This window comes from Streptomyces odontomachicola (assembly GCF_039605595.1).
Classification (GTDB): domain Bacteria; phylum Actinomycetota; class Actinomycetes; order Streptomycetales; family Streptomycetaceae; genus Streptomyces.
This window is the reverse complement of record NZ_JBCFOK010000010.1, coordinates 1-16,035: the sequence shown is the minus strand read 5'-3', so window position 1 is coordinate 16,035 and position 16,035 is coordinate 1. Positions and strand designations below refer to the sequence as shown.

Here is a 16,035-nt window from a genome sequence, read left to right as displayed (position 1 = left end):
TTTCATCGGCGGGCAGCGTTTCCGATGTCGCTTCGGGCGTCGGGAGCGCTGCCCGTCTTCGGCTTTCCTGCCGGGTCCTCGCCGGGGGCCTTGCTTGGCGCCTTCGCCGGTACGAAGCCGAAGACCTGGCCCTTGTCGTGCTGCGCGCACGGGAGTTGGAGCACCGGTGCCCCCTCCGTACGGGAGGCGCCGGGTACCGCGACGCAGGCGCCGGTGTGCCGGAGCACGATGCGGTATCCGTACGCGGACCCCGCCCCCTTCGCCGGGCGCAGCCGCATGCGTTCGGCCTCGCCGCGGTGGCCGCAGTAGTCGTCGGCCATGCGGGCGCCGCTGACCGTGCTGCCGCCGGCCACGCCCATGCAGCCGAGGCCGAACACCGGGTGCAGCGAGCGGATCCGGTAGCCGTCGCCGCTCCGCTCCAGCCGGTAGACGGGGCTGCTGGTACGGCAGTCGGACTGGCGCAGCTCCCCCGAGTCCTCGCCGTCCCGCTCGGACAGGCAGAGGGCCGAGTGCGCGGAACGGATGCGGTACGTGCCGGGGGCGGGTGGCGCCGGGGCCGGTTCCCGCTGCCCAGCGACCTTCTGCCGGGCCGCTCCCGGCGCCCTCTGCTCCCCGTCCTCGTCGCCGAACGTCGCCGCGGCGAAGTAGCCGCCGCTCAGCAGCAGGGCGATCAGTACGAGGGCGAGGGCTGAGCTGCGCGCGCGGCGCGTGCGGCGTGTGTGGTGCGTGTGGTGCGTGGTCGCGAATGGTGGCTGGGGCGTGGGGCGTTGGGGCTCCGGTGCGGGCCTCGCCTTCGCGTCATCCCCTGGGACGGTTACGGCGATGCGGTGGCGTGCCGCGAGCCACGCCGCGGTCTCCTCCTCGCCCGCACCGCAGGCGCGCACGAACGCGCGCAGCAACTCCGGGCGGGGCAGGGAGTCCTGGCGCAGCGCCCCGGCCAGGGTGCTGCGCGGAAGCACTTCGCCGCGCTCGGCCGCGCGCTCCTCCAACTGCCGGTAGGTGAGCCCGGAGTCCTGCTTGAGCTGCCGCATCAGCGCGGTCAACTCCGCCGCGTTTCGCACCTCTTGTGGCTCTAAAGACCCCGACATCCCCATGAGGGCACATCCTTATGGAAGCGCACCCTTCCGGCAAGAGAAAGCGCTCCGGAACGCTCGGCGGCCCGCGCTGTCCCGGACAGGCCGCCGACCAGCCCGGACAGCACCCGCCTGTCCGGGACGCCCGCTTCCCCTTCCCGGCCCGCGCCCCGCCCGCCACGCTGTGCGCACTGCCCCGTTCACCGGCGGCGGTTCCCGTACGGGCTCGGCACGAAGGGGGAGCGTGCCGGGCCCGTACGAAGGTCGCGCACCCCGTTCGTGGGTCCCCGCGCATTACCTGACGGCAGATGTCAGGTAATGCCTCCAGGCTGATCACTCACACCGATCGCCGGGCCTGATCGCCCACGCCTGCGAGACCCCTCCGGGAGGACCCATGACCACGCCCGTTTCCGGCCACTTCACCTACGCCGACTGGCAGGAGCGCCCCGCGAGTTCGGACGAGCCGCCGACCGGCCCCCGGCTCGCCCACGCCACCGTCACCGACGCCTTCACGGGCGGAATCACGGCTCCCCGCACCACCTGTGCCTACACGATCGCCTACAGCACCGACAGCGAGGGCACCTTCACCGGGCTGCACCGGCTGGACGGCGAAGTCGACGGCCGCAAGGGAGCGTTCGTGGTCGAGGAGCGCGGACGCTTCACCGGGGACGGGTCCATACACGGCAGCTTCGAGGTCGTGCCCGGCACCGGGACCGGGGAGCTCACCGGGCTGCGCGGCACGGGCGGTTACACCGCCGGGCGCGGCCAGCCGTCCGTCCCGTACACCTTCGCCTACGACCTGGAGGGGCGCCTCTGACCCCACCGCACAGCCGCCCCGCCCCCATCTCGCCATGCACTCGACACGAGTGGGATATCCGGCATACGCGCAGAAGTCGTCGTGTGCCAATCCAATGCCCTCCGGCCACGTACGTCACCGGCCGCACACCCACTGGAAGGGCACATGGCAATCACCGACGCGTTCGGCGGGGGCGAGGGCGAACTGCGCGCTGCGGCACGGCACCTGGGGCGGCGGCGTCTGCTGGGCACGGGCGCGGCGCTGGCGCTCGCCTTCGGCACGAATCTGCCGGCGGCGGGCACCGCGGCCGCCGCCGAGCTCGATCCGCGGAAGATCGGCGAGGACCCGTTCACGCTCGGCGTCGCCTCAGGCGATCCGCTGCCGTCCTCCGTGCTGCTGTGGACCCGGCTCGCGCCGAGACCCTACGAGCCGGGCGGCGGGCTCCCCCGCCACCGCGGCGTGACCGTGCACTGGGAGGTCGCACACGACGAGCGCTTCACCCGCATCGTGCGGCGCGGCACCGCCACCGCGCACCCGGAGTTCCACCACGCCGTCCACGTGGAGGTGGGCGGACTCGGCGCCGGGCGCGCCTACTTCTACCGCTTCCGCGCGGGCCGCTGGATCAGCCCCGTCGGGCGCACCCGCACGGCGCCCGCGCGGCACGCACGGGTCGCGGAGATGAGCTTCGCCTCGGTGGCCTGCCAGGCGTACCACGACGGCTACTACACCGCGTTCAAGCACCTGGCCGAGGAGGACGTGGACGCGGTCTTCCACCTCGGTGACTACCTATACGAGTACGCGGTGACCGCGACCGGCGGCGCCCGCAACTACACCGACCGACGCCTGCCCGCCCACTTCAACCGGGAGACCATGACGCTGGAGGACTACCGCCTGCGCTACGCGCTCTACAAGTCCGACCCCGACCTGCAGGCCGTGCACGCCGCGCACCCCTTCATCGTGACCTGGGACGACCACGAGACCGAGAACAACTACGCGGGCGACATCCCCGAGAACGACGTGCCGCCCGAGGAGTTCCTGATACGCCGCGCCGCCGCCTACCGCGCGTACTGGGAGAACCAGCCGCTGCGCAGGCCCCAGCGCCCCAAGGGCCCGGACATGACCCTCTACCGGCGGCTGCACTGGGGGAGGCTGGCGCAGTTCGACATCCTGGACACCCGCCAGTACCGCACCGACCAGGCGTACGGCGACGGCTGGAAGCAGCCGGGCCCGGAGTCGGAGTCGCAGGCCATGACGCTGCCCGGCAGGCAGCAGGAGCGCTGGCTCACCGACGGCTGGAAGCGCTCGGACGCGGTGTGGAACGTGGTCCCGCAGCAGGTGACCTTCGCCCGGCGCAACCACCCCACGGCTGGCAACACCACGCTCAGCATGGACTCCTGGGACGGCTATCCGGCGTCCCGCGAGCGCGTGCTCGCCGGCGCCGAGGCCGCGGGCGTCGACAACCTGCTGGTCCTCACCGGCGACGTGCACGTCTCGTACGCGCTGGACGTGCACCGCCGCGCCGAGGACCCGGACTCGCGGATCGTCGGCACGGAGATCGTGGCCACCTCGATCACCAGCAACGGCGACGGCGCGGACCGCCCGGACAACTGGGCGGGATACCTCGCGCGCAACCCGCACATGAAGTTCTACAACGGCCGGCGCGGCTATGTGACGATGCGGCTGGACGCGCGCCGGGCCCGCGCCGACTTCCGTACGGTCGGCTATGTGACCAGGCCCGGCGCGCCCCTCGACACGGCCGCCTCCTTCGTCACCGAGGCCGGGGAGCCCGGGCTCAAGCCCGCCTGAGCGGGCCGAACCCGCTGACGGGGAGCGGCCGTCGAGCACCTCGGCGCCGGTACGCGCGCCTGTACCGGCACCGGTCCCGGGGTCTCACGCCCGGAAGCCGCGCGGCCTCACCGGCCGCTCATCGGCCGCTCCCCGGCGCGTCGTAGGTGTAGAACGGGCGGTGGTCCAGCATGTCGCGGGGCGTGGTGTCGTTCCACGGCCGCATGGTCTCGCCGATGCTGACCACCCGCGGCGTCCTGGTGGTGGGCAGATAGGTGCGGCCGTGCCGTTCCTGCCACTCCACCCACAGCTTGTCCACGAAGCAGTGGTGCAGCCAGAACACCGGGTCGTTGGGCGAGACCCCCTGGGCCATGTGCCCGCCGACCCACACATGCACCCGGTTGTGCAGGTTGACGCCGCGCCAGCCCTCCAGGTTGTTGCGGAATCCGGAGGCGCCGCTGTTCCATGGCGCGGCGTCGTAGGCGGACATCCGCAGCACCGAGTCCACTTCGCCGCGGGTCGGCAGGGGCAGCCGGCCGCCTCCGCCCAGCGAGCGGCTGAGGAAGGTGCGGCTGTCGGTGACCACGCCCAGCTCCCAGCCGTTTCCGGAGGCGAACGGGCCGGTGGTGACCCGGCGTTCGCGGCCCTGCCCGTCGCCGCCGAGGAAGTCGTCCCGCCACAGCGAGGAGGAGGGCGAGTTGTCGACGGTCCAGTCCCAATAGGGCAGGTTCACGGCCGGGTTGATCGCCTGGAGCTCGCGCTCGAAGTCCAGCAGGAACTTGCGGTGCCAGGGCAGGAAGGAGGGACATCGGTGCGCGGCCCGCGCGCTGTCGTCGGTGTCGCTCATGATGAAGGCGTTGTGCGTGCGGACGAACGCGTCGTAGCGGCCGCTGCGCTTGAGCGCGAGCACGGCGTCGACGAAGTCGCGCTTCTCGGACGCGGTGAGCGCGGCCTGGTTCTTGCGTACACCCATGGCGGCTCCTCGTGAGGTGAGGTGCGGGATTGCGTACGGGCGGTCTCGGCCGGCCGGTGGCCGGCCGGTCGGTGGTCGGCCGGTCAGCGGGCCGGCGGCGGTCCCGGCGGCGGGGGCGGCAGGAGCTCGGCGCCCGCGAGGTCGTCGACGGCGAGGCGGGCGAGGGAGTGCGGGGTCGGGGCCGGTTCGAAGTGGTTCACGATGCTGACGAAGGTGCCGTCGGCGTTCTCCATCAGGTGCAGTTCCTCGCCGTCGACGAAGACCCGCACGCCGGGGTGCGCTCCCCCGTGCCCCGTCGCGCCCTTGCGGGCCTCGTGCGTGCAGCGGCCGACTATGTGCCGCCCTCGGTAGAACTCGTCGAACTCCTCGCACTGGCCCGCCCGTTGGCCGCCTGACCGTTGGCCGTCTGACAGTCGGCCGCCTGAGCGCGGGTCCCCCGAGGCGGCCCGGGCCGGGTTCGGCGCGCCGAGCACGAAGGCCGCCGCGCCCGCTGCCGCCGCCCCGGCGCGCAGCAGGTCACGCCGCGCCGTCCGGACCTGCGACCAGGGCGGCCCGGTGGTTCCCTGGCGGTGGAAGGGGAGTTCGGGCATGGTCGTCTCCCTGTACGTGAGCTGGGATCGGCTTGCGCGACGGGCACCGCCTCTCCCCCGTACCCCCGGTGGCCGGACCCGGCCGGCGGCGCCCGGCAGTCGGCAGCCTCGCAAAGCCTCTTCCGTCCGCACAGGCCCCGTTTGTGCGCACCTGTCGCTTCACGCCACGCCCGCCCCGTACGCCGCCGGGCCCGGGGACCCGACGAACGTCCGGCCCCGTTCCGCGGAGACCAGCGGGTTACGCGAAATCATCCTGCGACGGGCGGAGTTGACGGGGAAATGTTCACCTCAGGTGGTCCATCGCGCAACGATCCCGCACCGCAAGACGCCTCGAATCCAGCGCCTCAGGAGCCTCCCGCCCCTCCCCCGTCACCCGAGGACGCGCGCAGCCCCAGCAGGATGACGCGCATCCCGCGCTCGAACGCCGCATCGGCGTCGGCCGCGAAGATGACCCCGAGCATCCGCGCGGTGAGCGGATAGCGCCCGGCGTCCACCATCTCTTCCAGGCGCTCCGGGTCGTACGGGTTGCCGTCGCCGTAGTCGGCGCCGGTCCGCGCCTGCTCCTCGATGGTGCAGCCGATCGTGTAGTGCAGCAGCGCGGGCACCCCGTACGCCGCCTCCTCCAGCGAGAAGCCGGCGTCCTGGAGCGCGCCCAGGGTCAGCTCGACGGTGCGGTGCAGCGCCGGGTGGTCCACGTACGAACCGGCCAGGACCCGCGCGCCGTCGCGGTAGCGCAGCATCGCCCCGCGCAGCTCGCGCGCCAGATCGGCGAGCCAGTCGTCCCAGGTGACGCCGGCGCGCGGCGCCTCCAGGCGCTCCGTCGCCTCGCTGAAGATCAGCGCCGCCATGGCGTCGAGGAGCTGCTGCTTGTTCTTCAGGTGCCAGTAGAGCGTCGGGGTGCGCACGCCCAGTTCGGTGGCCACCTGACGCATGGTCAGCCCGCCGAGGCCCGAGTCGTTGAGCAGCCGCAGCGCGGTGCGGGCGATGAGCTCTTCGTTGATCTTCATGGCGGGGCGCTCCTGGAGTGTCCGCTGGTGCCTCGTACGGCCGGGGTTGACACTCTAACAGCGTTAGCGCACGCTCTAATAGCGTTAGAGAGACGGCGGGGGCGGTCCACACGACGCGGCGGACCACTGACCGAGGGCCGCAACACCGCAGGCCACGCGAGAAGTTGGGGGAAGCCATCGATGACGCATGAAACGGAACAGGGGACGGCGTACGACACGGATGTGATCGTCGCGGGCGCCGGGCCGACCGGCCTGATGCTCGCCTGCGAACTGCGCCTGGGCGGCGCCGGGGTGACCGTCGTCGAGCGGCGGAGCGAGCGCACAGGGGAGTCCCGCTCCGGCGGGCTGCACATGCGCACCATGGAGGTGCTCGCCCAGCGGGGCGTGCTCGACCGCTTCCTGGCGCGGGGGCGCCCGGTGCAGGCGGGCCACTTCTCCGGGCTGCCGCTGGAGTTCGCGCACTTCGGTACCGAGCACCCGTATGTGCTGCTCGTCCTGCAGTCCACGGTCGAGGAGCTCCTGCAGGAGTGGGCGGCCGAACTCGGCGTCGAAATGCGCTGGTCCACCGGCGTCACCGGCTTCACCCAGGACGCGACCGGCGTACGGGCCGAGCTGGAGAACCCGGCCGACGGCATGCGTTCCACGGTGCGGGCCCGCTATCTCGCGGGCTGCGACGGCGGGCGCAGCACGGTGCGCAAGCTCGCCGGCATCGGCTTCCCCGGTACGCCGGCGACGCTCACCGCACTGCTCGGCGACGTCGAACTCGCCGACCCGCCGGACGAGTCGTTCATGATGCGGCGCGGCGCGCACGGCGACTACTCGGTGCTGGCGTTCGGCCCCGGCTGGTACCGGGTGGTGACCGCCGAGCACGACCATGTCGCCGACCGCGACGACCCGGTGGACCTGGAGACGCTGCGCACCTCGCTGGTCCGGCTCGCCGGCACGGACTTCGGCATGCACAGCCCGCGCTGGCTGTCCCGCTTCGGCGACGCGGCGCGGCAGGCGGAGCGCTACCGCGACGGGCGCGTGCTGCTCGCGGGCGACGCGGCGCACATCCACTACCCGGCGGGCGGCCAGGGCCTCAACACCGGTGTGCAGGACGCGGTCAACCTCGGCTGGAAGCTGGCCTCGGTAGTACGCGGGCAGGCACCCGCATCACTGCTGGACAGCTACCACGAGGAGCGGCACCCGGTGGCCGCGCGGGTGCTGCACAACACCCGCGCCCAGACGGCGCTGGCCAGGCCGGGCCCGCACAGCGACGCGCTGCGCGACATGGTGGGCGCGCTGCTCGGGGAGGGCGGCGAGGGCGGGCCGCACGACCGGCTCGCCGCGATGATCAGCGCCCTCGACGTGCGCTATCCGGCCGACGGCACGCACCCGCTGGCCGGCCTGCGCGTGCCCGACGTGCCCCTGAAGACCTCCGAGGGCGGTACGAGCACCTTCGCGCTGCTGCACCCGGCGCGCCCGCTCCTCCTGGACCTCGGCGCCGACCTCTCCACGACCGCACGGGCCTGGTCGGACCGCGTCGACTACGTCCAGGCGACCCTCGAAACCGACGACTGGCCGACCCCGGCCGACGGCCCGACCCAGCCCCCCGCGGCCCTCTTCATCCGCCCCGACGGCCACGCGGCCTGGGCGGCGTCCCCTCAGGAGTCCCCGGACACGGAGTCGCTGGAGGCCGCGCTGAGGAGGTGGGTGGGGTCCGGCGCCTGATGGGGGGTCCGGCGCCTGGCCCCGGAATACCTGATCTCCGGAGCGCTTCACCCCGGAGGGGCCGCCGCCTCCCGCTACCCTCCCCCTCATGACCACCACCTGGGACCCCGCGGCCCCCGGCGTCATGCCCCTGCCCTCCGGCGCCCTCGTACGGGGTCGGGGGCTGCGGCACGGCGAACCGGGCGGGCCGGCGCCGGAGTTGGGCGTGTATCTGCTCGGGAAGGAGCCCGACCCCACGGCGTGGGAGAGCCTGTGGGTGCGGTGGCCCGACTTCCGGTTGCCGGCCGACCGGGGGCAGGCGTCGAGGGCCTTCCGGGAGGCGCGGGAACAGGCCCCGTACAAGCGGGTGGAGTTCGCCTGCGGGGGCGGCATCGGGCGGACCGGCACGGCGCTGGCGTGCGTGGCCGTGCTGGACGGCGTACCGGCGGACGAAGCGGTCGCGTACGTGCGGCGGCACTACCACCCCCGCGCGGTGGAGACTCCGTGGCAGCGCCGCTACGTACGCGGCTTCGGCGGCGGGTGAGCGCTCAGCGCAGGCGCCCGACCCCCGCGAACATGTTGATGCAGTCGTCGCTCACCGGCTGCTCGCCGGGCTCGGGCCGCCAGTGCTGCATGGGCACCACGCCGGGGTCGACCAGCTCGAAGCGGTCGGCGAACAGCTCCTCGACCTCGGCGCGGCTGCGCAGGTACATGGGCACGCCCCGCCGCGTGTAGACCTCGGCGAGCGCGGTCGACTCGGGCGCGATGTCGGCGGTGGCGGTGGTCAGCGCCAGGTAGCTCCCTGAGGGCAGCGGCGCGGTGAGCTCCTCCAGCAGCCCCGCGGCGTCCTCCACGAACTGGAGCATCGCGATCACGGTCACGCCCACGGGCTGGGTGAGGTCGAGCGTCTCGCGGAGTTCCTCGGCCTCGTACAGCGTCCCCGTCTCCCGCATGTCCGCCTCGACGTACGCGGTGCGGCCCTGCGGCGTACCGGCGAGGAGCGCGCGGGCGTGGCCCAGCACGATGGGGTCGTTGTCGACGTAGACCACCCGCGCGTCGGGGGTCACGCGCTGCACGACCTCGTGCAGGTTCGGCGAGGTGGGGATGCCGGTGCCGATGTCGAGGAACTGGCGCACCCCGGCCTCGGCCGCGAGCCAGTGCCCCATCCGGCGCATCACCGCGCGGTTGACCCGCATGCTCGTCCACAGTCCTGGCCAGACCTTCAGCGACTCCTCGGCCGCCTCCCAGTCCGGGGGATAGTTGTCCTTGCCGCCCAGCACGTAGTCGTAGATACGCGCCGAGTGCGGCACCGTGGTGTCGACCTGGGCCATGACCGCTCCCGTTTTCGTTGGCTCCCGTGATCTTGAGTCGCGCAAGGAGCAGTCTGCCCCTCCGGCCCCTACCGCGAAAATGCGCGCGATGTCACCGGACGTCAACAGATCGTGGAACACGGGCCGTTGACCGGGGCACCCATCCCTTCAAGCCAGGCTCCCCCACTGCTCTCACGCACCTCGCCTGCCCCTTGAGCGCACTCGCACACCCCGCGCGCCGCACCTCAGCCACCCCGCAGCGCGGCCCGCAGCGTGGCCCACCCGTGCGCCGACAGGGGCGGCTGATTCCCGCGCCCCTTACTGCGTGGGGGATTGACGCGGACGCGCTCCCGGGAACACGATCGTTACATAGGTGTTCGATACAACTGACTTGCGGTGACAGCGGAGTTACATGCAGTACGGATCGGGTCCACCTGTCACACCGCCGTCACACCGCAGGCCGGAGAGTCGGAGGTAAGAGCATGTGCGGAATCTGCGGATGGGTCTCCTACGGCAGGAACCTCTCCCAAGAGCAGGACACCGTCGATGCGATGACCGAGACGATGGCCTGCCGCGGCCCGGACGACCGCGGAACCTGGATCAGCGGTCCCGCCGCCCTGGGACACCGCAGGCTCGCCATCATCGACCTGCCCGGCGGGCGTCAGCCGATGACCCTGGACACCCCGGACGGGCCGCTCGCCCTCGTGTACTCGGGCGAGACCTACAACTTCGAGGAGCTGCGCAAGGAGCTCGCGGGCCGCGGCCACCGCTTCGTCACGGACTCCGACACCGAGGTGGTGCTGCACGGCTACCAGGAGTGGGGCCCCGCGGTCGCCGAACGCCTCAACGGGATGTACGCGTTCGCGATCTGGGACGGCCGCGAGCAGAAGCTCGTGATGATCCGCGACCGGATGGGCATCAAGCCCTTCTACTACTACCCCACCCCCGACGGCGTGCTGTTCGGCTCCGAGCCCAAGGCCATCCTGGCCAACCCGCTGTCCCGCCGCGAGGTGACGCTCGACGGCATGCGCGAGCTGTTCGCCTTCGTGAAGACGCCGGGCCACGCCGTGTGGGACGGCATGAAGGAGGTCGAGCCCGGCACCGTCGTCACCGTCGACAAGAACGGCGAACGCACCCACGTCTACTGGCAGTTGGAGACCCGTCCGCACCGGGACTCGCAGGACGACTCCGTCCAGCACGTGCGCACGCTGCTCGACGACATCGTGCGCCGCCAGCTCGTCGCCGACGTGCCGCGCTGCACCCTGCTCTCCGGCGGCCTCGACTCCTCCGCGATGACCGCGCTCGCCGCGCGCCAGCTCGGGGAGCACAACGAGACGGTGCGCAGCTTCGCGGTGGACTTCGTGGGCCAGACCGAGAACTTCGTGGCGGACGAGCTGCGGGGGACGCCCGACACCCCGTTCGTGCACGACGTGGCGCGCAACTCCGGTACGGAGCACCAGGACATCGTGCTCGACTCCGAGCAGCTCGCCGACCCCGAGGTGCGCTCCCGGATGATCAGGGCGCGGGACATCCCGATGGGCCTCGGCGACCTGGACTCCTCCCTCTACCTGCTGTTCAAGGCGATCAGGCAGCACTCGACGGTCGCGCTGTCCGGCGAGTCGGCCGACGAGGTCTTCGGCGGCTACAAGCAGTTCTTCGACCCCGAGGCGCAGAAGGCGCAGACCTTCCCCTGGCTGGTGCGCTACGCCGAGCACTTCGGCGACGACGGCAACATCCTCACGCCGGCCGCCACCGACGCGCTCGACCTGGACGGCTACGTACGCGACAACTACAAGCAGGCCGTCTCGGGCATCCAGCGCCTGGACGGGGAGAGCGACTTCGAGTACCGGATGCGGGTGGTGTGCTATCTGCACCTGACCCGGTTCGTGCGCGTGCTCCTGGACCGCAAGGACCGGGCCAGCATGGCCGTCGGCCTGGAGGTGCGCGTCCCGTTCTGCGACCACAGGCTGGTGGAGTACGTCTACAACACGCCCTGGTCGCTGAAGTCCTTCGACGGGCGGGAGAAGAGCCTGCTGCGCGAGGCCACCTCCGACCTGCTGCCGAAGTCGGTGTACGACAGGGTCAAGAGCCCCTACCCCTCGACCCAGGACCCGGGCTACGCCGAGGCGCTCAAGAACAACGTGCGGGACATCCTCTCCAAGCCCTCGCACCCGGTGTTCGACATCGTCAGCAGGGAGTGGGCCGAGCGCGCGGTGAAGGTGGACACCCCGCAGATCCAGCAGGCGTCGCGCAGGGGTCTGGAGCGCACCCTCGACCTGGCCCTCTGGATCGACATGTACTCCCCCACCATTACACTCTCTTGACCTGTTCCTGAAGGTCGGACAACGGGAGGGACGATGGGCTCGCGGGACGACGCGGCGCTCGAAGTGGTGCTGTCCTTGCACCGGTTGCTGCGCGCGCTGCGCAGAGGGGGCCCCGCCGGGCAGCTTCCCCCGACGCAGCTCATCGTCCTCGCCCAGCTCCTCGAGCTCGGCCCCGTACGGGTGGGGGCACTGGCCGAACGCACCCAGTGCTCCCAGCCCACGGCCACCGCGGCCGTCGCCGAACTGGCCTCGGCCGGGCTGGTCGAGCGCACCGCCGACCCGCTGGACGGCCGCGCCACGCGGGTCTCGCTGACCGAGAAGGGCCGCCGCACCCTGCGCGCCGAGGCACGCAGCGAGGCGGCGGCCCTGCTGGACCGCCTCGGCTCGCTCTCCCCCGAGGAGGCGGAACGGGTGCTGGGCATCGGCCCCGTACTCCGCCAACTCGCCGACGGGCGCGCCGAGTCGGTCGGCGGCGAGGACGCCGGGGAGGACGGCGGTACGGAATCAGGCCCTGCTCAGGAGGCCGACGGCTCCCCCGGCGCACCCGGCGACGCGGCCGCGGCCGTCACGGCGCGGCCCGGCAGCGGGCTGGAGTAGACGACGCTGGTGGTCACAGGGCCCAGCGTGGCGATGCGGCCCGTCGTCCGTTCCAGATCGCGCATCGAGCGCGCCACCACCTTGAGCACGAAGCAGTCCTCGCCGGTCACATGGTGTGCCTCGGTGATCTGCTGCGTGCTGTCGAGCAGGTCGTGGAACGGCTTGTAGTTGCCGGTGGGATAGCGGAGGCGCACGAAGGCCAGCACGGTGCAGCCCAGCGCCTCCGGGCTCACCGAGGCGGAGTAGCCGGTGACCACGCCGCGCTCCTCCAGCCTCCGCACGCGTTCCGCCACGGCGCTCGGCGACATCGAGACGGCGCGCGCCAATTCGGCGTAGCCGACGCGGCCGTTGCGCTCCAGCTCCTGCAGCAGGCGTATGTCGGTGGCGTCGAGGGAGGCGGGGCCGAGGGAGGCCGGGGCTGCTCAGTCCTCCACGCCGAGGTCGGCGCGCATCGCGCGGCGCATCTCCGTCAGCAGCGGGTCGCCCTCCGAAGTGAGCCTCCCGCGCACCGAGTCGGGGGTCTCGCCGTCCCGGGGACAGCCGCGGTCGAGGCGCTTGACCGCCGCGTCGACCCCGGCCAGCACGCGGTTCACGTCCCGCGAGTGCTCCAGGATGCGCTCGGGGACGATCATCTGGGCCTCGGCGTACCTGTCCCGGTACTCCAGCCGCGCCTCCTCCAGCGCCGCACGTTCCTGGTCCGTGTAGACGCCGTCGCGCAGCCGGTGCAGCGCGTCCTTGAGGAGGGTGCTGAACTGGCGCGAGGCGCGGTTCATCGCCGTGTACGCGGTGCGCCTGTCCTCCTCGTGCCGCTCGTGCGCCGCGGCTTCGCGCTCCTCGGCGCGCTCCCTGGCGGCGATGCGGTGGGAGAGCAGCGGGGCGAGGAGCGTGCCCAGCACCCCGACCACGGCGGTGATCAGTGCGGCGATGACGGCGGTCACGCACCGACTGTAGAACGTGCGGAAACGCGCGCCGCGACCGGCTCCCCCACCGGTCGCGGCGCCAACTCGCCTGGGACGGAGACCGGTTGGCCCCTTGGTCAACCGGTTGGCCTCCTGGGATCAGATGCCGAAGGGCTCCGGGTACTCGATGGTGCCCTCCGGCGTCGCGCGGGAGGTGTCCAGGGCGAGCGCCATCAGCGCCTCGTCCGGGGCGTCGAAGGTCGCGCGCACGCCGTGCCGGGAGGCCGGGGTGAAGCCGAAGCGCGGGTAGTAGTCGGCGTGCCCGAGCACCACGACGAGGTTCTCGCCCAGCTCGCGCGCGGTGTCCAGCGCCGAGCGGATCACCGCGGAACCCGCGCCCCTGCCCTGGTGCGCGGGGAGCACCGCGCAGGGCGCGAGGGCCAGCGCGGGCTCGCCGTCGATGTGGCAGCGGGTCAGCAGGGCGTGCGCGGCGAGCTCGCCCTCCGGGGTCTCGGCGACCCGGGACAGGCCCTCGATCCACGCCTCGGGGTCGCGGCGCAGCGCGTCGACGAGGTCGGCCTCGTCGGGTGTGGGGAAGGCGGCGACGTTGATGGTGCGGATGGCCGCTCGGTCGGCTCGGGTCTCGGCCCGGGTGGTCCAACTGGTGGTCATGGTGGTTCCGTTCCCTTTGGGATAAGGGGGCTCCGATGGGCCAGGCGAGCACCGGCGCGCGGTGCGCGGCCGCGGTCGGCCGCGCCGGGGTCCGCCGCGCTTCGGCGTCGGGTCAGACCGGAGCCCTGGAGGTGAGGAGAGTCCGGACGCTGCGCTCGGCAGCCGTGTCCACGGCACTCATCGACTCACCTCCCACTCGGTCACCGCAGTCGGCCCCTCCGTCACTGCGACCGCCTACCGTAACACCCCGACCAGGGCTTACTCGCGGGAGCACGGACCGCTCCCGCGCCGCCTCCGCACGGCCCCGCATGCCTCGGAAACCTCCCGTGCTTCCCCGTGCTCCGCGATGCCCCGGCACGCACCCGTACGCCGCCGACGTACGGACTCCCGGGGCCGGCTCCCCGGGCGCGGATTCCGGGTACGAGGCCCCGCCGACCGGTCAAGAGCGGGCCGGTGGCGCCGGTTTGGCGCGGCCGCGCTCCGGAGCGGCGGGCCGCGGACCGCGGAGGCCGGGGCGGGGCGCACGGGGGCGCACCGCGGGCACGTGCCGGTCGTGCGGCGCGCGGAAACGGTCCGCGTGCGGGGCAACCCGTCGCGGGACGACGTAGCCTGACTCGTTCTCCCATACGTTTACGCGCGTCGGCACCGGTCATCCGGCAGGCATGGGGACGCCCGGCCGGCGCCCGGAACGGAGGCCCCATGTCCGAGCCCTCATCAGCAGCCGAGCAGGTGCTCGCCGCGGCCGAGGCCGCCGGCGCGGCGGACGATCTCGCCGAGCGGCTCACCGACGCGCTGTGCGCGGCCCTGCCGGTGGACGAGGTCACCATGTCGCTCTACACCGACACCCCGGACCGGATGCTGCTGCACGCCAGCGGGCCCACCGCCGAGCGCCTGGAGGAGCTCCAGTTCGAGGTGGGTGAGGGTCCGTGCGTGACCGCCGCCGCGACGGGACGGCCCGTCATCGTGCCCGACCTGCACGGGAGACTGACGCCGTGGCCGGTGTTCGGCGCCGAGGCGCGCCGCCTCCTCAGCGAGGTCGGCTCGGTGTACGCGTTCCCGCTCCGGGACGGCGGGCACAGCCTCGGCTCGGTGAACATGCTGCGCTTCAGCCCCTGGGACCCGGACGACAAGACGGTGCTTGAGGGCGAGCGCTCCGTGCGGGCCACCGCGGTCGCGCTGCTGGCCAGCCCCTCGCCGCGGGCCTGGGCGCCGTCGGCCGACCTGGACAGGCACTGGGGCGAGACGCACAGGGCGGCCGGCGTGCTGGCCGAGCACGACGGGATCTCGGTCGGCGAGGCGCTGGCCCGGCTGCGCGCCGACGCGTTCGTGAGCGGCCGCCCGCTGCCCGAGCTGGCGGGCGACACGCTGCGCCGGCTGATCGGCGACGGCGGCCCACCGCCCGACGGCCGCGGCCCTTACGGGAAGGGCCCGTACGGGTAGGGTCCTTAGGGGAAGGGCCCTTAAGGGGAAGGGCCCTCAGGGGGCAGCCCCTAAGGGGACGGCCCGTACGGGGGCGGCGGGTGAGCGCGCCTCAGCCCCCGCCCCCTCCCGCCGCGGCCGAGCGTGACTCGGACACCTTCCTGCGCACCGCCTCCGCCTGCCAGAACTCCCGTACCAGCGGCCGCATCTCCCTGCCCACCGCGCGCGGCACACCCAGCCTGCCCGCCACCCTGGTCGCCTTCAGGAGCGCGGCCAGCGCGCGGGAACGGCGGCCCGGGAAGCCGGACTTGGCCGCGGCGGCCATCCCCTCCAGCCGCCGCGCGCGCAGCGCGGGATCCAGCACCCGGTGCCGCAGCCGGGGGAACACGCCGAGCACCCGCACCTCTTCGCTGCTCAGCGCCCCGCGCGCGGCCAGGGCCTTCGCGGTGCTCTGTTCGGCGCGCCGCCCGTACCGCCCGAGCCACCGCTTCACCCGCACCGTGCCCGGCGGGGACGGCAGCGCGGCCAGCGCGGCGTCCAGCTCCTGACGGCCCGTCGGATCCGGGCGCAGCACCGCGATGCGGCCGCCCTCGCCCGACACGCGCCCCTGCGCCTCGAGTTCGACCAGGGCGGCGGCCGCCAGTCCCCAGCGCAGGTGGCTGGGGTTCACCAGGATCCGGCCGCCGCGCGGGTTGACCGCGAGCAGCAGCAACTCCTCGGGGAGCGAAAGCCCCGGGGCCTCGGCGCGCCGCCCGTCCTCCCCCGCCCCCTCCGCGTCCCTCCGGGCCTCCTCGGTCATGGCGCCCCCTCCTCCCCCGCTCCCTGAGGGGAGAGTACGGCCGGACCGCCACGGCGGCGCTGCCCCGTACGGGATCCCTTAGAGCCTGTGTCATATCCC

The 16,035-nt window shown here is 73.1% G+C and carries 15 protein-coding genes and 1 pseudogene; 7 read left to right on the top strand and 9 right to left on the bottom strand.

Features of this window, described 5'->3' with window-relative positions:
• Window positions 1-2: 2 nt before the first annotated feature.
• Complete coding sequence (locus tag ABEE00_RS19220) at window positions 3-1,061, bottom strand: XRE family transcriptional regulator (protein WP_345746789.1); 1,059 nt, start codon at window positions 1,059-1,061, stop codon at window positions 3-5.
• Window positions 1,062-1,467: 406 nt separating this feature from the next.
• Between ABEE00_RS19220 and ABEE00_RS19215 the strand changes: the two genes are divergently transcribed.
• Window positions 1,468-1,890: a DUF3224 domain-containing protein gene (locus ABEE00_RS19215; RefSeq protein WP_345746788.1), complete on the top strand. Its 423-nt coding sequence runs from the start codon at window positions 1,468-1,470 to the stop codon at window positions 1,888-1,890.
• Between the two features lie 144 nt (window positions 1,891-2,034).
• Entirely contained in the window at window positions 2,035-3,675 is a 1,641-nt protein-coding gene (locus ABEE00_RS19210) for an alkaline phosphatase D family protein (RefSeq protein WP_345746787.1), read from the top strand.
• Between the two features lie 118 nt (window positions 3,676-3,793).
• On the opposite strand, the gene melC2 is transcribed toward ABEE00_RS19210, so the two are convergent.
• The 3 genes from melC2 to ABEE00_RS19195 form a co-directional block, all read right to left on the bottom strand.
• Complete coding sequence (melC2, locus tag ABEE00_RS19205; protein ID WP_345746786.1) at window positions 3,794-4,627, bottom strand: tyrosinase MelC2; 834 nt, start codon at window positions 4,625-4,627, stop codon at window positions 3,794-3,796.
• Between the two features lie 83 nt (window positions 4,628-4,710).
• Window positions 4,711-5,217 (bottom strand): tyrosinase family oxidase copper chaperone, encoded by a 507-nt coding sequence (locus ABEE00_RS19200; protein ID WP_345746785.1) that lies wholly within the window; start codon window positions 5,215-5,217, stop codon window positions 4,711-4,713.
• Window positions 5,218-5,561: 344 nt separating this feature from the next.
• Window positions 5,562-6,224: a TetR/AcrR family transcriptional regulator C-terminal domain-containing protein gene (locus tag ABEE00_RS19195; protein ID WP_345746784.1), complete on the bottom strand. Its 663-nt coding sequence runs from the start codon at window positions 6,222-6,224 to the stop codon at window positions 5,562-5,564.
• A 180-nt stretch (window positions 6,225-6,404) separates the two neighbouring features.
• On the opposite strand from ABEE00_RS19195, the gene ABEE00_RS19190 reads away from it, so the two are divergent.
• Together ABEE00_RS19190 and ABEE00_RS19185 are read left to right on the top strand one after the other, a co-directional pair.
• Window positions 6,405-7,937, top strand: a complete 1,533-nt coding sequence (locus tag ABEE00_RS19190) for an FAD-dependent monooxygenase (RefSeq protein WP_345746783.1) — start codon at window positions 6,405-6,407, stop codon at window positions 7,935-7,937.
• An 88-nt stretch (window positions 7,938-8,025) separates the two neighbouring features.
• On the top strand, window positions 8,026-8,460 hold the full coding sequence (locus tag ABEE00_RS19185) for a protein-tyrosine phosphatase family protein (RefSeq protein ID WP_345746782.1): 435 nt from the start codon (window positions 8,026-8,028) through the stop codon (window positions 8,458-8,460).
• Between the two features lie 4 nt (window positions 8,461-8,464).
• Here ABEE00_RS19185 and ABEE00_RS19180 read toward each other — a convergent pair whose 3' ends face one another.
• Window positions 8,465-9,247 carry an SAM-dependent methyltransferase gene (locus tag ABEE00_RS19180; RefSeq protein WP_345746781.1) on the bottom strand — a complete coding sequence of 261 codons (783 nt, stop codon included), beginning with the start codon at window positions 9,245-9,247 and terminating at the stop codon, window positions 8,465-8,467.
• A gap of 461 nt (window positions 9,248-9,708) precedes the next feature.
• Here ABEE00_RS19180 and asnB point away from each other — a divergent pair, with 461 nt between their 5' ends.
• Complete coding sequence (gene asnB, locus ABEE00_RS19175; protein ID WP_345746780.1) at window positions 9,709-11,550, top strand: asparagine synthase (glutamine-hydrolyzing); 1,842 nt, start codon at window positions 9,709-9,711, stop codon at window positions 11,548-11,550.
• Between the two features lie 33 nt (window positions 11,551-11,583).
• Window positions 11,584-12,147 carry a MarR family winged helix-turn-helix transcriptional regulator gene (locus ABEE00_RS19170; RefSeq protein WP_345746779.1) on the top strand — a complete coding sequence of 188 codons (564 nt, stop codon included), beginning with the start codon at window positions 11,584-11,586 and terminating at the stop codon, window positions 12,145-12,147.
• Here the strand turns inward: ABEE00_RS19170 and ABEE00_RS19165 are convergent.
• The 3 genes and pseudogenes from ABEE00_RS19165 to ABEE00_RS19155 form a co-directional block, all read right to left on the bottom strand.
• Window positions 12,066-12,542 (bottom strand): annotated as a pseudogene (locus ABEE00_RS19165) (Lrp/AsnC family transcriptional regulator); the annotation flags it as partial. The gene ABEE00_RS19170 and the pseudogene ABEE00_RS19165 sit on opposite strands and share 82 nt — an antisense overlap.
• A gap of 27 nt (window positions 12,543-12,569) precedes the next feature.
• Window positions 12,570-13,085 carry a hypothetical protein gene (locus ABEE00_RS19160; protein WP_345746778.1) on the bottom strand — a complete coding sequence of 172 codons (516 nt, stop codon included), beginning with the start codon at window positions 13,083-13,085 and terminating at the stop codon, window positions 12,570-12,572.
• Window positions 13,086-13,205: 120 nt separating this feature from the next.
• Window positions 13,206-13,718, bottom strand: coding sequence for a GNAT family N-acetyltransferase (locus ABEE00_RS19155; RefSeq protein WP_345746777.1), 513 nt, complete (start codon window positions 13,716-13,718; stop codon window positions 13,206-13,208).
• 699 nt (window positions 13,719-14,417) lie between these two features.
• On the opposite strand from ABEE00_RS19155, the gene ABEE00_RS19150 reads away from it, so the two are divergent.
• A complete protein-coding gene (locus ABEE00_RS19150) occupies window positions 14,418-15,158 on the top strand; it encodes a GAF and ANTAR domain-containing protein (protein ID WP_345746776.1) in 741 nt (246 codons plus the stop codon).
• Window positions 15,159-15,249: 91 nt separating this feature from the next.
• On the opposite strand, the gene ABEE00_RS19145 is transcribed toward ABEE00_RS19150, so the two are convergent.
• A complete protein-coding gene (locus ABEE00_RS19145; RefSeq protein WP_345746775.1) occupies window positions 15,250-15,936 on the bottom strand; it encodes a GOLPH3/VPS74 family protein in 687 nt (228 codons plus the stop codon).
• Window positions 15,937-16,035 lie beyond the last annotated feature (99 nt).

Excerpts from the sequence above, each read along its gene's own strand:
- ABEE00_RS19215 (WP_345746788.1), top strand. The coding sequence starts at position 1,468 with ATGACCACGCCCGTTTCCGGCCACTTCACCTACGCCGACTGGCAGGAG.
- ABEE00_RS19210 (WP_345746787.1), top strand. The coding sequence starts at position 2,035 with ATGGCAATCACCGACGCGTTCGGCGGGGGCGAGGGCGAACTGCGCGCT.
- melC2 (WP_345746786.1), bottom strand. The coding sequence starts at position 4,627 with ATGGGTGTACGCAAGAACCAGGCCGCGCTCACCGCGTCCGAGAAGCGC.
- ABEE00_RS19200 (WP_345746785.1), bottom strand. The coding sequence starts at position 5,217 with ATGCCCGAACTCCCCTTCCACCGCCAGGGAACCACCGGGCCGCCCTGG.
- ABEE00_RS19195 (WP_345746784.1), bottom strand. The coding sequence starts at position 6,224 with ATGAAGATCAACGAAGAGCTCATCGCCCGCACCGCGCTGCGGCTGCTC.
- ABEE00_RS19190 (WP_345746783.1), top strand. The coding sequence starts at position 6,405 with ATGACGCATGAAACGGAACAGGGGACGGCGTACGACACGGATGTGATC.
- ABEE00_RS19185 (WP_345746782.1), top strand. The coding sequence starts at position 8,026 with ATGACCACCACCTGGGACCCCGCGGCCCCCGGCGTCATGCCCCTGCCC.
- ABEE00_RS19180 (WP_345746781.1), bottom strand. The coding sequence starts at position 9,247 with ATGGCCCAGGTCGACACCACGGTGCCGCACTCGGCGCGTATCTACGAC.
- asnB (WP_345746780.1), top strand. The coding sequence starts at position 9,709 with ATGTGCGGAATCTGCGGATGGGTCTCCTACGGCAGGAACCTCTCCCAA.
- ABEE00_RS19170 (WP_345746779.1), top strand. The coding sequence starts at position 11,584 with ATGGGCTCGCGGGACGACGCGGCGCTCGAAGTGGTGCTGTCCTTGCAC.
- ABEE00_RS19155 (WP_345746777.1), bottom strand. The coding sequence starts at position 13,718 with ATGACCACCAGTTGGACCACCCGGGCCGAGACCCGAGCCGACCGAGCG.
- ABEE00_RS19150 (WP_345746776.1), top strand. The coding sequence starts at position 14,418 with ATGTCCGAGCCCTCATCAGCAGCCGAGCAGGTGCTCGCCGCGGCCGAG.
- ABEE00_RS19145 (WP_345746775.1), bottom strand. The coding sequence starts at position 15,936 with ATGACCGAGGAGGCCCGGAGGGACGCGGAGGGGGCGGGGGAGGACGGG.